Below are 15,008 nucleotides of genomic sequence, written 5' to 3'. Positions count from 1 at the left end.
GGTAAATCCTAAGTTCGGCCTGGAAGGAACCCGTTTACGGGAACCTGTCAGAGGTATTTCAAGCACCCGATGAATGATTGCCTGCGGGTGCCTGAACGGGCATACTGTCGCGAAAAAGAGAGGGCAGGGCGATGGATGATATTCCACGCGAGAAATTGAGCGGATCACTGCGCCGGGCAGCGGTGAAGAAACATGTGGCGGCGATCCATGTATCGGGAAAACTGACTCTATTGCAGCGTAAACTGTCCAATGTGTTGCTGCTCAATGCCTATGACACGCTGACCAGCCAGGCTCATCACCAGATCGACGCGCGGACCTTGTGCATGATGATCGGGTACAATTCCAACGACTTCCAGACGCTCAAGCAATCGCTGCGCGGGCTTGCCGAAACCGTGGCCGAGTGGGACATGCTGGACGCGGATGGCAAACAGGAATGGGGCGTGTCGAGCCTGTTGAGCTATGCCAAACTGAAGGGCGGGGTGTGCGAATACGCCTATTCATCCGCGCTGGCAGAGAAGCTGCACGATCCCAAGGTCTTTGCGTTGATTAACCTGAATATCCAGAGGCGGTTTACCAGCGGGCACGCGCTGGCGCTCTATGAGAACTGTTACCGGTTCGTGAGGACGGGATCGTCCGGCTGGTGGTCGCTTGACCTGTTCCGTAGGTTGATGGGGCTGGATGGGTCGGCCTATTACGAAAGCTACAAGCACCTGAACGCCAAGGTGATCAAACCGGCGGTGGCCGAGGTCAACAAGACCAGCAACATCGTGATCGTGCCCGAGACCCGAAAACGCGGCAGGGTGGTGACGGAAATCCGGTTCAGGATCAGCGAAAACCCGCAACTGGCAATTCTTGACCTGGATGACGGGGCAGGGGTGCGGCACGGGCCGATCTATGCCAGGCTGCGCGAAATGGGGGTAAGTGACCGACTGGCGCGACAATGGCTGTCGACCCACGGCGAAGAACAGGTGGCGGCCAAGCTGGAATATGTCGGCACCCGCAAGAATGTCGAAAGCATGGTGGGCTATCTGAGTGCTGCGCTCGCAGGTGATTTCGGCGGGGCAGGGCAGGCCACCACCCCAGAGCCGCAAAGCCCGCGTGCGCGGCGGCTGCAACGGTTGCGAGAGGCGATTGCCGCCCGCACGCCAACCCAACGAGATGCGGACAAACGATTGTTCCTGAACCAGATCGCGGACCCGGCCAAGCGCGCAGATTTCGAGCGGTTCGGCTGGATGTCCGCGCTGAACGCCGATGACATTGCGGCCTTCTGGGAAGAGGTCAGCCCCGGTATTTTGGAAGGCAGCGACGCGGACTAGGGACAATTGCCCGGTTCCGTCGCAAAGTTTCCATTTGGCTTGAGCGGACCTTGGGCCTGGACACACTTATCCCGCGAGCGCTTTGAACTGCTCAAAAGCGGTGCCGCCTTGGCCGTTCAGTTGCCCTTTGCGGATCATGTGGGCGGTCTCGATACCCGCCAACGTGGCTTGCGCTGCGGCGAAGGATTTGAAACCCTTCATCTGCTGCGTGATCCGCTTGATGAAACGATGATCCTGCTCGATGATGTTGTTCAGATATTTGACCTGCAGAACCTCGATCAGCCAACACCACCCGCTCAGGAGAAGCAGCAGGTTCATATTCTCAAGCCCCGCGGCGTTGGCGCCGCTCTTGTCGATCACGACACGATCCGGCCAGCCATTGTTGCCGATCGTTCGGGCGAAGAATGTGGTGGCGGCAGCCTCATCACGGGCCTCCGACAACATGAAATCCAGTGTTTTGCCGTGCTTGTCGATCGCCCGATACAGGTAGCACCAGCGGCCCTTCACCTTGAAATACGTCTCGTCCATCCGCCAGGAACGCCCAGTCCGAGTCTTCCGTTTCTGTGCTTCTTGCGCGATCAGAGGCGCGTATCTTTCAACCCACCGGTTCAGCGTAGCGTGATCGACATTGACGCCGCGCTCCTCCATGATTTCCTCAAGATCACGATAAGATACCGGGAACCGCACGTAGAACCAAACCGCAAACAGGATCACGTCTTTGGGAAACTGAGCGCCCTTGAAATTGATCATCGCTACCTGCTCACTCGCTGCGTCGGGGCTGCGACATAGGTTCGGTACGATGGTATCGCAAGGTCGCAATATTTGCGACAAAGCCCCCCGTGGCATTGTCAGGACAGACTTAGTCCGGCAACTTGATAGGGACCTGGCAAGCGGACTTCATCCCCAAGTTCGACAGCAAATCCGCTAAGCGATTGAAAGTATTATGGCGGGTTGCGCCATTTTGTGACTACACGCGGGCTGTCAGGCGGGTTTTGGCAGGTTCAGTGTGTCGAAAAGCTCCAGCTGTTCAGGGGTTTTGGTTGAAAGGCCCTCGACCGAGCGCTCGCCGATCTTGGCGGTGTGCCGTTGGATGCGGGCCAGCAGATCGAGCGCAGTGCGCGGGCTCGCGCTGTGGCCCTTGGCCTTCAGGCGCATGCGCATGACGCGATACAGCACCAGCGCCAGAAAGCAGATCAGCGCGTGGGCGCGGATGCGGTCGGGAAGGCGATGGTGGACGGGCGCGATCTCGATGTCGGATTTCAGGACGCGGAAGCCGCGCTCGATGTCGGCCAGCGCCTTGTAGCGGGCCACGGCATCCGCGGCGGCAAGGTCTGGCGCGTTGGTGATCAACGCGAGCTTGCCGTCGAACAGCTCCGCATTGGCGACAGCGGCTTCGTCGACGCGCCAGCTGAACCGGTCGGCGGCGAGATCAGCCTTGATGAAGCGCGTCAGCTCGGCCTCGGCCACGGCGCGAGTGAACCGGCTGTAGGCGCCGCGGTCGGAGGCGCGCCGCCCCTTGGCCGTCCGCCCCGCATCCTGCGCGTCCAGCTTCGCCACCATCTTTTCGGCCATGGCTTCAAGCTCGGCAATGCGGGCGCGGCGCCGGTCGCCCTGCTCGGCTGCGCGCAGGGGGTCATTGGCGACGATCAGACGGTGGTCGGCGAAGGTCGCCTCGGCCAGCTCCGCGTCGTCGAAACTGAGGGTGCGGAAGGTGTCGACCAGATCAGCATAGCGGCGCGCCGGCACGGCCAGGATGAACTCCAGCCGACGTTCGTCCTTGTCGGCCAGGGCGGTCACCTCGTGGATGTTGTCGAGGCTCAGCAGGCCGCGATCGGCCACGAGGATCACGCGCTGGATCGGGAAACGCTCCAGCACGGTGGTCAGCATGCCCTGCAGCGTCTTCGTCTCGGCCACGTTGCCGGGATGGACGGTGTGCATGAGCGGCAGGCCATCGGCGGTCTGCACGACGCCCATCACGAACTGGCGCGCGATGCCGCCGCGCTCCTTGTTCATGCCGAAAGCGCGGAGGTCGTCCGCGACGGCGCCCTCGCCATGGATGCGCACGGTGGTCAGGTCGTAGAACACCACCGCGAGGTCCCGGTCCACCAGCGGCCTGACCTGCTTCGCCAGTTCGGCCTCGACCCGGTCGGCATGGTCCATCAGCGCGTCCATGGCCCGCAACAGATGTTGGTGCGTCACGCCCTCGGGCATGGCCGGCATCGCGACGGTGTCCAGCCAGCGCAGGCAGCCGAGTTTGCTGGCGGGGTCGCACAGGCGGTTGAACACCATCGCCCTCACGAGTGCTTCGACATCGAGCCTCCGCTTGCCGGAGCGCAGGGCGCGCCCGAGCGCACGGTCAAAGCCAAGTTCCGTCCACAGCGCGTGCAGCGCGAAGACGTCGCCAAAGGCGCGGGCCGGCGCATAAGTGACCTCGAGCTTTGCCGGCTCATCGCGCCCTGCCGCACGACAGAGGCCCCGGATTAGGCCGTCGAGATGGCCGTCTTCCATGCCATCGATGCGCCCGAGATTGGCGATCACCCGGTGCCGCGGCTTGCCGGCCTCGTTGCGATAGGACTCGACCACCTGCAGGTAGCGCCGCCCACCGCTTTCGTTGATGCGTACGAACATACCTACAAATTACGCGGCATGCCTGAACACTGCAATGCTGATAGTGACCATAGCGTGTGACTACAGGACATCCACGGCCACGCTCACCTAACTTGTTGATCAGACTGGATCACGCCGTGAAGATCAGCCTAGTTCCGAGGGGATTCTGTCGAACTTCGGTTCATCAGGGCCAGCGGCCATCGGCGCCGCGCAAAAAGGCCGGACACATGACCGCAACCGGCGATGATCACGACGTCAAAAAACCTTGCTAAACAGGAACCGTCCACACATGACAAAGCCGGACTAATTCGTATCGGCTGCCATCGCGCCAAAGCGCGCGGAAATATTGGAAGCGAGGGCTAAAAGATCTGCTGCGTGGGCTTCCACTTGTTTGAGGCTGGCCAGCTTTGAAGGCGCCCACAGACTGATCGCTGCAATGATTCCGGATTGATAGTCGAACACTGGTGCCGCGATCCCGCTAACCTGCAAAAACTCTTCGCGATCACAACGGGCGTAGCCAACGGCTCTGATTCTTTTCAACTCCGCCTTTAACGCAGTCTTCCTTGTGATCGTATATTCGGTCAGCTTCTCCATGTCATAATCGGCGGGTAAGCCACAGTTGGCCTGATCTTCATCATAAGCTAAAAATATTTTCCCGGCCGCAGTTGCGTGTAAAGGCGATTGTTGGCCGATCTTGGGAGCATATCGAACGGACCTGACATCTATCGTCCGGATAAACATCACAGAATCCTCGGCGCGAATCGAGACGGCGACGTTCATGCTGGTTTGATTGCGCAACTGGATCAGCTCGGCGTCAGTAATCATCTGCAAGTCGGTTTTCTGCCAGGCGGCGCGTGCCCAACGCATTGGCCGCGATCCAAGGCTGTAAGTTTTGGTCAGCGCATCAAATTTGACGAGCTCCTCCCCCATCAGCACAGCGATGATCCTGTGAACCGAGCTTTTATTGTAGCCGCTTCCCTCCACAATTTCAGAGAAGGTGAGGGGATCGGGTGACTCTGAAAGCTGGTCCAGCAACGTTGCGCATTTCGTCACGATTGAGCTTTGCAGTTCGCGTCCCATAAGATCCCTGTCCATTACCTCGGATGCTGGTTCAACCTATTTTGTTAAGCGCCGCGCAGCAAGTCGGACACTAACGAATCCCTCTTGAGTTTCTGAGTGCAATGACTGTAGTGTTTTCTAAAATGATATTCGCATTTTGTAAAAGGAAACAACTGTGAGCGGAAACAGCACCAGACGACAAGGCGGAAAACGGATTCGCGCCATGCGGCAGGCACCCAGCTTTGCGCCTGGACCGCTGGGCACAAAGGGCGGCATGTACCGACCGCTTAGTGAAGCGGATATTCAGCGCATCCACTCGGCGGCGCTGGATGTGCTAGAACAGACAGGTTTCAAGGGAGCCACGGACACGGTTCGGGACCTGGCGCTTGGTGCGGGATGTAAACTGGATGGAGATGGCCGGCTCTTATTCCCCCGTGCTTTGGTTGAAGATATCATCGATGGAGCGGCACGTGATTTTGTGCTTCACGGCCAGACACCCTCGAATGACATTGAGGTACGTGACGGTCATGTGCACTTCGCCACGGGCGGTGCGGCGGTGAAAATGCTGGACAGTGCATCGCGCGCCTACCGTCCTTCGACGCTGGAAGACCTGTTCGACATTGCGCGGCTAGTGGACAAATTGGACAATATCCAGTGGTTTGCGCGCCCGGTGGTCGCCACCAACTTGGAAGATTGGCGCGAACTGGATCTGAACACGGTCTACGCCTGCGCGCGGGGATCGACCAAACATATAGGGACTTCGATCACCCTTGATCGCCATGTCCCCGAAATCATCAAAATGCTGGATTTGATGACCGGACGCGACGGCGGTTTTGCTCAGCGGCCTTTCGTTTCGGTGCACGCTACCACGGTCGTTTCACCGCTTACGTTTGCCGAAGATAGCAGCAATGTCGCCACTGCTGCGGCGCGTGCCGGAATGCCAATCCTCAGCCAGACAGGGCCGCTTGCCGGGGCGACGGCACCTGCCGCGTTGGCTGGAACATTGGTACAGACCGTAGCAGAAAGCTTGGGCGCACTGGTGGCGATCAACCTAGTCAAAAAAGGGCACCCTGTGATCACCAGTGGCTGGCCCTTCGTGGCCGATTTGCGCACAGGTTCTTTCTCTGGCGGCAGCGGAGAGCAGGCTTTGCTAGGGGCCGGGCAGGCGCAGATGATGCAATTTTACCGCCTCCCGACCGGTGTGCCGGCAGGCATGACCGACAGTAAGTTGCCCGACAATCAGGCCGGCTTCGAGAAGGCTCTAACCGTAACACTGGCGGCGATGAGTGGCCCCAGCTTTGTCTACGAAAGCGTCGGAATGCTCGCCAGTCTGTTGGGGTGCTCACTCGAGGCGATGGTCATTGATAACGAAATGATCCACTCAATCCGCCGATCCATGAAAGGGATTGAGGTAACGGATGCGTCGCTGTCGATCGACGTGATTGACGAGGCGTCACGTCATGTCGGTCATTACCTTGGCAATGCGCAAACGTTGGCGTTGATGGAGACTGAGTATGTCTATCCTTCACTGGCGGATCGCAACAGCCCTGACAACTGGACAGAACAAGGCGCCCAAGACATCACGGAACGGGCCCGCAAGCGGGTAGCAGAGGTGCTGAGTGCGCCGTGTCCCACGCATATTACGCCGGAGAATGATGCTGCGGTCCGCGCAGCTTTTCCAATCCGGTTGGACCCAAAAACTGCACAAGGCCTAGACGGCCGGTGGGTCAAAGGAGGGAATTGAACGATGCGTGACAAATGTAAGGTCGTGGTTGTTGGCGGGGGTATTGTTGGGTGTAGCGTGCTTTATGCGCTGGCCAAGCTCGGATGGACCGAGACGGTTCTGGTGGAAAAGCTTGAACTGACTGCCGGTTCGACATGGCACGCAGCGGGTAACATCACGCATTTCGGGCACTACGCTGAAATCACCCGGCTTTATGTGGACAGCTTGGACATCTATCTTGAGGCTGAGGCGAAAAGCGGGCAGTCGGTGGGCTTTCATTCGACCGGATCATTGCGACTGGCCACTTCCGAATCCGAGATGGCGGCCTATCGCAAACTAGAACCACTCTACAAGGCATTGGGGGTGCCATATGCCGTCGTCGATGCAAAAGAGGTGGCGCGGCTTAACCCGCTGGTGAATACTGATGGCGTGTTTGGCGCGGCACATACGCCGCAAGATGGTCATGTGGATGCATCCGGCGCTACCCATGCCCTGGCACAAGTGGCGCGTTCACTGGGTGCCGAAATACGCCGCCAGTGTCCGGCACATCGGATCGAGCAGCTTCAGGGCGGCGGCTGGGAGGTCGAGACTGAATCCGGAATTCTGCATTGCGAACATCTGGTGCTGGCCACCAGCTTCTGGACGCGCGAGTTGGCGTTGCAACTTGGGCTTGATCTGCCACTCTATGCCCTTGAGCATCACGAACTGATCACCGACGACATCCCAGAACTGAAGGCGCTGGATTACGAGGTGCCGACCGTTCGCGATCCTCGCGCTCCATCGAATGTACGTCAAGAGCGTCACTCTTTGCTGTGTGGCGTTTACGAGGCACACCCAAAACTTTGGGCCACAGATGGCATCCCACCTGCGTTCGGGCAGGAATTACTGGTGCCAGATGTGGACCGGCTTGAGGAACATTTGCTGCGTGTAATCGAGAGGATGCCCGCCTTTGGTGAACATGGCATCAAACAGGTCAACAATGGTCCGCTATGTTTCCCGCCCGATGGTTGTCCAATGGTCGGCCCTGTGCGCACCCATCCAGGATTGTGGCTGGCTGCGGGATTTCCCGTAGGAATTGGAACTGGTGGAGGATCAGGGAAGTACTTGGCGGAATGGATGGTGGAGGGCCGCCCTCCCTATGAATTACCCATCATCGACCCGGCGCGTTTTTCAGCCCCCATGCCGCCTGAAAAATGCTTTGACCAGATAAAAGAAACCTACGCGAAGGGCTACATTATGCCCGAGTGACTGCCATAAATTCGCTGGATAGAAAGGCGAGCAACCGAAAAAGAGATATGTGCATGCAGGCTCGATTTAGCCCCTCCGTCGCCTCACGCCGGTTTGATTTTATCCTTTTGCCGGAATTTTCTATGCTGTCTCTGATTTCGGCAATGGAAACATTGCAGAACGCAAATCTCTGCGTGCAACGCGATTTCTATAGCTGGCAGCTTTGCAGCCAAGACGGTGCGCCTGTCCAGTCTTCACTGGGTATGAAAACCGACGTGTCTAAGGCGCTGACCGAGATTGATCGGCCGTGCGATGTCGTGGTTGTCGGTGGTGAACGTATTCACCTGCATGACATCGAACCTCTCAAGATATGGTTACGCCGGCACGCACGTGACGGCGTGCGGGTGACGGGGCTGTGTACTGCTGCCTACGCTCTGGCCAAGATCGGGTTGCTGCACGAGGTTCCAGCAACCCTGCATTGGCAATACCGAGACAGCTTTGAAGAATGCTTCCCTCATACCGTGCTGAGTCCCGAAGCCTATGTATCTAACCAAACCCGTTGTACGAGTTCGGGGGGGATTTCAGCGATTGATCTGTTTTTAGACTTTGTAGGTCAAGATTTTGGGGAGGCGACGGCAAGCCACGTTGCGGAAAGCATGTGCTATAATGCGATCCGCGAAGTGCAAAAGGGTATCCGCGTTGATGTTCCGTCGCAGTTCCGGGCAAAGAACCCGAGGCTCGCCCGTACATTGATGGAGATGGAGCAGAACCTTGAGACGCCATTATCCCCACAAGATCTGGCTAGCCGGATAGGCATTTCAGTCCGCCAGCTAGAGCGATTGTTTCGTAGTCAGCTTGGCAGTTCGCCCAAACAGTTTTACATGCGGTTGCGGCTACGACGGGCCTATCTGTTGATTTTACAGACACAGATGGATGTGATCTGTGTAGCGATGGCGTGCGGGTTTCAATCACCCAGCCATTTTTCAAAGTGCTTTCGCTCGGAGTTCGGGATCTCACCCATTCAGCTTCAGCGTGGGCAGTCCCCATCTATGGGATAAGCTCTAAACTGCTTGCCGAAAATCGGATGCCAACGTAGGCGATGATTTGTTGCCTGCAGGTCGCGAAGAGCCACGCCCAAGACCAGAATTGCCGAAATGAGGGCGCACCCAATTTGAGTGCGCCCTGAAAAGGAGCAAGAGACTAGCTTTGAAGGTATACCGTATGGGTTTGGGTGTATTCGTAGAGGCCATGTTTGCCATCCGCGCCGCCAATGCCGGATTTCCGGACTCCAGCATGGAAGCCTTGCATTGCCTCGAAGTTCTCGCGGTTGATGTAGGTTTCACCGAACTTAATTTCGCGGCAGGCACGCATAGCGGCGCCGATGTCGCGGGTATATATCGAAGATGTTAGGCCAAAATCGCTATCATTTGCGCGGGCAATCGCTTCGTCTGCGTCGCTTACAGTGTTCACGGGCAAGACCGGGCCGAACACCTCATTCTGCATAATCTCGCTGTCATGAGCCACACCCCGCAGGACAGTCGGCTCATAATAATTCCCACCGCCTTCGTCCGACGCTTTGCCGCCAGTTATCACCTCTGCTCCAGCGGCTTTGGCACGATCTACCAGTGACACAACTTTATCGAGGCCCGCGCGGTTGATTAGGGGGCCGTAATCGATAGTTGTATCCTTACTTGGGTCTCCAAAGCGGCAGGCTGACATCGCCTTAGATAACTTGGTTACGAATTCGTCCTCGACGCGGGCGTCGACGTAGACCCGTTCGGCACAATTGCAAACTTGCCCTGAATTAATGACCCTACTTGCGGTTATTGCTTTCACTGCCAGATCTATGTCTGCGTCTGCTAGCACTATGGCTGGGGCCTTACCGCCCAACTCCAGATTGACCTTGGTGATGTTTCTGGCTGCCATTTCCATGATTCGGCTGCCGGTTTCGACCGAACCCGTAAAGCTGAGCAAGCCCACGCTGGGATTCTGGCAGAGTGCCGTGCCAGTGGTTGCGCCGTCGCCATAGACTAGATTGACCACACCGGCAGGCATATCGGTTTGGGCTAAGAGCTCCATAAACATTGCGGCGTTGTTGGGCGTTTCCTCTGACGGTTTCAATACGATGGTGTTGCCGGTGATCAATGCCGGTCCAAGTTTGCGTGCGATCAGGAAAAACGGGAAATTCCATGGCAAAATACCACCCACCACACCAATCGCTTGACGGAATAGGAAAATGTTTTCACCAGGGCGGTCCGAAGTAATGATTTCGCCTTCAATTCGGCGCGCCCATTCGGCCATGTAGTCCAGGTAGTCTGCGGTAAACCCGACTTCAACTTCAGCAAGACCGCGAATCTTACCCTGTTCTTCGACAATGGTGTTTGCCAGTTTAGGGGCGTTCTCACGAATTTTGGCGGCGATTTGCCGTAGATATCCGGCGCGTTCAATCGCCGGGCGCGCCTCCCATGCTTGTTGGGCAGATTTCGCGGCCGCTACGGCATCATCAACCATAGAAACAGCCGTGTTTGGAATCTGGGAAAGAACTGCGCCCGTCGCGGGGTTTGAAACGAGGATCGTTTCCGCTGACTTCGGGGTAACAAACGCTCCGTTGATGTAGTTCTTGTGGACAGTGGTCATGGCGGCCTCCGGGTTTGATGTCTGACTATTCCTTTGGGCACATTATTCAAATAGTGCCGTAATACAATACATAAATACCACTATACAAAACTAATTGCGGCGATCCGTGACGCTCCGCGAGCAACATCGCGAGACGGAAGCTTGCGATCTCGTGCCGACGCGAGGGAACTGTCCTCGGTTGACAAAGCCATTTCACATTGATGGCTGCGCCGCCTCCCTGGCTTGAAGCCTAATGAATTTCTTGGGATCACTCTGGGCGGTGTTGTCACGCCGCCTCGCTCAGCATGATGGAAGGTTCCGGGACGTTCGCTGCCGTGTTCTCGGCATCGAATGCTGCCATTTTGTGATAGAGGATCGTCAAGGCTGATCTGCGGCGGGCTGGAACGAAGAAGCAGTAGCGGGTCACGGAATGAATGCTGGCGAAGCGCTGCAACCAGACCGCATGAGCAATGGTCTCCGATTGAAAACAATGGAGTTTGAAGCTGATCGGCAGTGTCTGCACCGCTACCGATTGGACCGAAGTCGCGGTATCGGCAATCGCATGCCGCCTAGTCTGACAACGTCCCTGGAGCCAATAGGTTACGAGCGGAATCGAGGGCTAGCACTGAAAATCAGCTTTTGGGGTGCTGGTAATAATCTTTCTTGACTCAACGGTTTTTCATACCCAAAGTACCGTAATAGAAAATATAAATACCATAATACGGTACAATCATCTACAGTCACTCCATGGAGGAAAAAATGCAAACAACCAGCAAGACAATCGTCGCGGCCGCCGTTGGCTTGGTCGGTACGTTGTCACCAGTCTTTGCCGCCGATGTTGTCGTCAGCCTGCAAAACTGGCCATCGGCAGCCGCGACATCGCATATCATCAAGGTTGCAATCGAAGAAAACCTTGGGCTGGAAGTCGAACTGCAAAACGGCACCAACCCCGTGATCTTTGAGGCGATGGACAAGGGGTCAATGGATGTCATGGCTGAGGTTTGGTTGCCCAATCAGCAAAACCTCTACGACACTTACGTCGCCGAAAAAGGTACCGTTGAGTTGAACAAGACCGGGATGCCCGCATCTCAAGGGCTGTGTGTGCCGAGCTATGTGGCAACCGAAATGGGCGTCGCATCCGTCGAGGATCTGAGCGATCCAGATAAAGCAGCGCTTTTTGACAGCGATGGTGATGGCAAGGGCAACATGTGGGTTGGCAATCCCGGTGACGCGTCGGGAAATGTCGAAAAGATCAAAGCTAAATCATATGGTTATGATCAAACCATGACATCAGATGTTTATGACGAAACCATCGCTTATGCCAATCTAGACCGCGCCATAAACGCCCATGAAGCCTGGGTCGGGTTCTGTTACAAACCGCACTACATTTTCGCATTGCATGAAATGACGGTACTGAATGAACCAGCCTATGACGCCGCTACATGGACCGTCGTGCAGCCCACCGACGATCCTGATTGGCTGGCCAAATCGTCGGTCACATCGGCCTGGCCCACCGCCAATGTCCATATCGGATACCGCAAGGCGCTAGAAACTGAACAGCCCGAAGTGGCGAACATGTTGCGCAACATCCAGTTCTCCGCCGATGAGGTCAGCGCGATGACCTACGCGGTGGTGGTCGACAAGAAAGAGGTCGGTGCCTTTGCCAAGGAGTGGGTGGCGTCAAACCAAGACCGGGTCATCGGTTGGTTCACCAACTGAACTGCTGAAAACGTGGCCGCGTACCAATCGCGGTCACAAAATAGCCGACAATAGGAAGCAGCATGGCCGAACCTGCCATTAAACTGGAAAATATCTGGAAGATATTCGGCGTACGTGCCGATGAAGCGATGGCGGCGATCAAATCTGACGGTTTGACCAAAGCTGAAATCCTGAAGAAATTCGACTGTGTTGTCGGCGTTCAAGATGCCTGCCTTGACGTTTCGCACGGCGAAATTTTTTGTATTATGGGCCTGTCTGGCTCAGGTAAATCCACACTGATCCGGCATGTGAACCGTTTGATCGAACCAACATCAGGTACGATCCAAATCTTAGGTCGAGATGTTGGGGCGATGTCACCGCGCGACCTCCAGCAGATGCGCGCAGAACAGATTGGCATGGTGTTTCAGCACATGGCGCTAATGCCCCATCGCTCGGTGCGTGATAATGTTTCCTATCCGCTTGAAATCCGGCGCATCCCCAAGTCCAGACGCTGGGCAATATCCGACAACGCGCTGAAATTGGTCGATCTGGTCGGTTACGAAGACCGCCTGCCCAGTGAGTTGTCGGGAGGGATGCAGCAACGTGTCGGCATCGCGCGTGCGCTGGCCTCTGACCCAGAGATCCTGTTGATGGACGAGCCATTCTCGGCCCTCGATCCCCTGATACGAATGCAGTTGCAAGACCAGTTCAGTCAGCTTGCAGCTCAGTTGAAAAAGACCACGATCTTTATCACCCACGATCTGGACGAGGCGATTCGGATTGGTCATCGCATTGCTATCATGAAAGATGGTGCAATCGTGCAGATCGGAACCCCCGAAGAGATCGTTTTGAATCCGACAGATGACTATGTGCGCGCCTTTGTGCAAGGCATCTCGAAACTACGGCTGGTGCGGGCGCACTCAATCATGGCGCCGGTTGAAACTTATTCAGGCTCGCTTGAGGGTGCGGCCCGCGCCACTCCCGACGCCACCCTTGATCAGTTGATCGACTTTTCGCTTCCAAGCGAAATGCCTGTTGTGATCGTCGATGATGATGTCGAGGTCGGGATAGTTACAAAGCACGCGTTGCTGCGCGGCGTTCAAGGGAGTAAATGATGTCTGAAGTCATTGTCACCGCAGCCGACGAGATCGAAGTTGATCACAACGCACTGGACGGATCCGTTGCGCGCTTTTCCGGTCGCAATGGACGGTACTACGCCGCCGTTTTTCGTCGCATCCATGAATCTTCGGCGCCGTTTCCACTGACCTTCAACAGCGCCGCAGCGGTTCTGGGGCCGCTCTGGGCGGCCATGCGAGGCGCGTGGGGCGCATTTTGGGGCTTTCTCATTCTGGAAACGCTGGCCTTGGTGCAAATAGGGCGCGGACTTTGGGGCGATCTTGGATCAGACTTGGCTACTCGCGCCGAAAGTCAACTCGCCCGCGCGGCAAGTTTCCTTGAGCAGGCCACTGCCGCAAAGCAAGCGGGACAAGATCCGACACGGTTCGAAAAGATGGCCGAAAACCTTGGACGCGCCGGTGAGCGCAGTCTAGAGGCCGCAGTCGCGGCCTCTGCCGATGCGACGACGATTTTGCTCTTTGGCATTATGCTGTTTCTCGGCCTGCGCATTGTTCAGGGGGGCAGTGCAAATATCATCTACGAGAAACAATATTCGCGTTGGCGCATTGATCCGCAGCACACCGAATCCGGCATCCGTCCGCGCAATCTGATCCTGGGCGTGTTGTTGTTCGCAGCAATCTCGCCGCTGACCATCTACAAATTTGCCGTCGCAAATCCACCGAAATTACTGTCGGAATTCCCCGCGCAGCGCAGTCACTTCAGTGCCGTCGCAACATGGATAGAAGCTCGTATCGACGCGGCCGCGATGGCGGGGGCCGGCACCTTTGATTCCATCGTGACCGGTGTTCGCTCGGTCCTGAATGCATTGACAGTCACGTTGATCGGCACGCCTTGGCCGGTGGTCATGCTGGTCATTTGTGTCGTCGCATGGCGCAGTGCCGGACCTCGCATCGCGATCTTCACCGCAGTTTGTATCGCCTACATCGCGTTTTTCGGCTATTGGGAATTGGCGATGGAAACCGTCGCCCTTGTCGGTGCCGCAGTTTTCATATGCGTGCTATTGGGCATCCCGCTTGGAATCTGGTTCGGTAAATCCGAACGCGCCTATCGTGCCGCCGAGCCTATCCTCGATTTGATGCAGACCCTGCCGGCCTTCGTTTATCTGATCCCTATCGTGGCCTTTTTTGGTACCGGCAATCCACCTGGCATCCTTGCAACCATCATCTTTGGCATGCCCCCCGTCATTCGCTTGACCGCACTTGGGGTGCGCGGGGTCCCTGAAAGCATCAAAGAGGCCGCGATGGCATTCGGTGCCTCGCGTTGGCGTCTGCTACGAGATGTCGAAGTGCCGCTTGCGTTGCCATCGATCATGACCGGGGTCAATCAGACGATCCTGATGTGCCTTTCCATGGTGGTGATCATTTCCCTGATCGGTGGCGGAGGGCTGGGCAAAGTCATCTTGGAAGCACTGCAATACGCCGCCAAGGGTCCCGGTATCATGGGCGGTATCGCGATATTGTTCGTTGCAATGGTTATGGATCGCATCGTTCAAGGCGCATTCCGTCGCGACCAGCGGAAGTAGTTTGATCGGCATTGCCAACTTATTTTCACCCGCCCGAATGCGGCCTGACCCAAGCCCGTCAGGCCGTCATTTCAAGCGCGTAGATTTGCCAAAGATCGAAGGC

At 56.8% G+C, this 15,008-nt stretch carries 12 protein-coding genes; 7 read left to right on the top strand and 5 right to left on the bottom strand.

The window, feature by feature from the left end; all coding sequences use genetic code 11:
* Window positions 1-131 precede the first annotated feature (131 nt).
* Window positions 132-1,316: a replication initiation protein gene (locus O3306_RS20115; protein WP_272010662.1), complete on the top strand. Its 1,185-nt coding sequence runs from the start codon at window positions 132-134 to the stop codon at window positions 1,314-1,316.
* Between the two features lie 66 nt (window positions 1,317-1,382).
* On the opposite strand, the gene O3306_RS20110 is transcribed toward O3306_RS20115, so the two are convergent.
* The 3 genes from O3306_RS20110 to O3306_RS20100 form a co-directional block, all read right to left on the bottom strand.
* Entirely contained in the window at window positions 1,383-2,066 is a 684-nt protein-coding gene (locus O3306_RS20110; protein WP_272010660.1) for an IS6 family transposase, read from the bottom strand.
* A 231-nt stretch (window positions 2,067-2,297) separates the two neighbouring features.
* Complete coding sequence (locus tag O3306_RS20105; RefSeq protein ID WP_272010658.1) at window positions 2,298-3,944, bottom strand: IS1634 family transposase; 1,647 nt, start codon at window positions 3,942-3,944, stop codon at window positions 2,298-2,300.
* A 282-nt stretch (window positions 3,945-4,226) separates the two neighbouring features.
* Entirely contained in the window at window positions 4,227-5,003 is a 777-nt protein-coding gene (locus tag O3306_RS20100; RefSeq protein ID WP_272010656.1) for an IclR family transcriptional regulator, read from the bottom strand.
* A gap of 154 nt (window positions 5,004-5,157) precedes the next feature.
* Between O3306_RS20100 and O3306_RS20095 the strand changes: the two genes are divergently transcribed.
* Genes O3306_RS20095 through O3306_RS20085 form a run of 3 tightly spaced genes read left to right on the top strand, consistent with a single transcriptional unit; the run spans window position 5,158 to window position 8,990 of the window.
* The gene (locus tag O3306_RS20095) at window positions 5,158-6,726 is read left to right on the top strand and encodes a trimethylamine methyltransferase family protein (RefSeq protein WP_272010654.1); all 1,569 of its coding nucleotides are present in this window, start codon (window positions 5,158-5,160) and stop codon (window positions 6,724-6,726) included.
* Between the two features lie 3 nt (window positions 6,727-6,729).
* The gene (locus O3306_RS20090; RefSeq protein WP_272010652.1) at window positions 6,730-7,953 is read left to right on the top strand and encodes an NAD(P)/FAD-dependent oxidoreductase; all 1,224 of its coding nucleotides are present in this window, start codon (window positions 6,730-6,732) and stop codon (window positions 7,951-7,953) included.
* A gap of 47 nt (window positions 7,954-8,000) precedes the next feature.
* Window positions 8,001-8,990 carry a GlxA family transcriptional regulator gene (locus tag O3306_RS20085; RefSeq protein WP_334312366.1) on the top strand — a complete coding sequence of 330 codons (990 nt, stop codon included), beginning with the start codon at window positions 8,001-8,003 and terminating at the stop codon, window positions 8,988-8,990.
* A 142-nt stretch (window positions 8,991-9,132) separates the two neighbouring features.
* Here the strand turns inward: O3306_RS20085 and aldA are convergent, their stop codons facing one another.
* Together aldA and O3306_RS20075 are read right to left on the bottom strand one after the other, a co-directional pair.
* The gene (aldA, locus tag O3306_RS20080) at window positions 9,133-10,569 is read right to left on the bottom strand and encodes an aldehyde dehydrogenase (protein ID WP_272010649.1); all 1,437 of its coding nucleotides are present in this window, start codon (window positions 10,567-10,569) and stop codon (window positions 9,133-9,135) included.
* A gap of 265 nt (window positions 10,570-10,834) precedes the next feature.
* Window positions 10,835-11,071, bottom strand: coding sequence for a hypothetical protein (locus O3306_RS20075; protein ID WP_272010647.1), 237 nt, complete (start codon window positions 11,069-11,071; stop codon window positions 10,835-10,837).
* A gap of 236 nt (window positions 11,072-11,307) precedes the next feature.
* Here O3306_RS20075 and O3306_RS20070 point away from each other — a divergent pair, with 236 nt between their 5' ends.
* The 3 genes from O3306_RS20070 to O3306_RS20060 all read left to right on the top strand — a co-directional run bounded on the left by O3306_RS20070 (window position 11,308) and on the right by O3306_RS20060 (window position 14,905).
* Window positions 11,308-12,267: an ABC transporter substrate-binding protein gene (locus O3306_RS20070; RefSeq protein WP_272010646.1), complete on the top strand. Its 960-nt coding sequence runs from the start codon at window positions 11,308-11,310 to the stop codon at window positions 12,265-12,267.
* A gap of 62 nt (window positions 12,268-12,329) precedes the next feature.
* Complete coding sequence (locus O3306_RS20065) at window positions 12,330-13,361, top strand: quaternary amine ABC transporter ATP-binding protein (RefSeq protein WP_272010644.1); 1,032 nt, start codon at window positions 12,330-12,332, stop codon at window positions 13,359-13,361.
* Window positions 13,361-14,905 carry an ABC transporter permease gene (locus tag O3306_RS20060; RefSeq protein WP_272010642.1) on the top strand — a complete coding sequence of 515 codons (1,545 nt, stop codon included), beginning with the start codon at window positions 13,361-13,363 and terminating at the stop codon, window positions 14,903-14,905. The genes O3306_RS20065 and O3306_RS20060 overlap by 1 nt, the downstream gene beginning before the upstream one ends.
* Window positions 14,906-15,008: the final 103 nt, after the last annotated feature.

This window comes from Roseovarius sp. ZX-A-9 (assembly GCF_028369135.1).
GTDB lineage: Bacteria > Pseudomonadota > Alphaproteobacteria > Rhodobacterales > Rhodobacteraceae > Roseovarius.
Note: the sequence above shows the minus strand (reverse complement) of the source record. Positions and strands in the feature narration are given on the sequence as shown.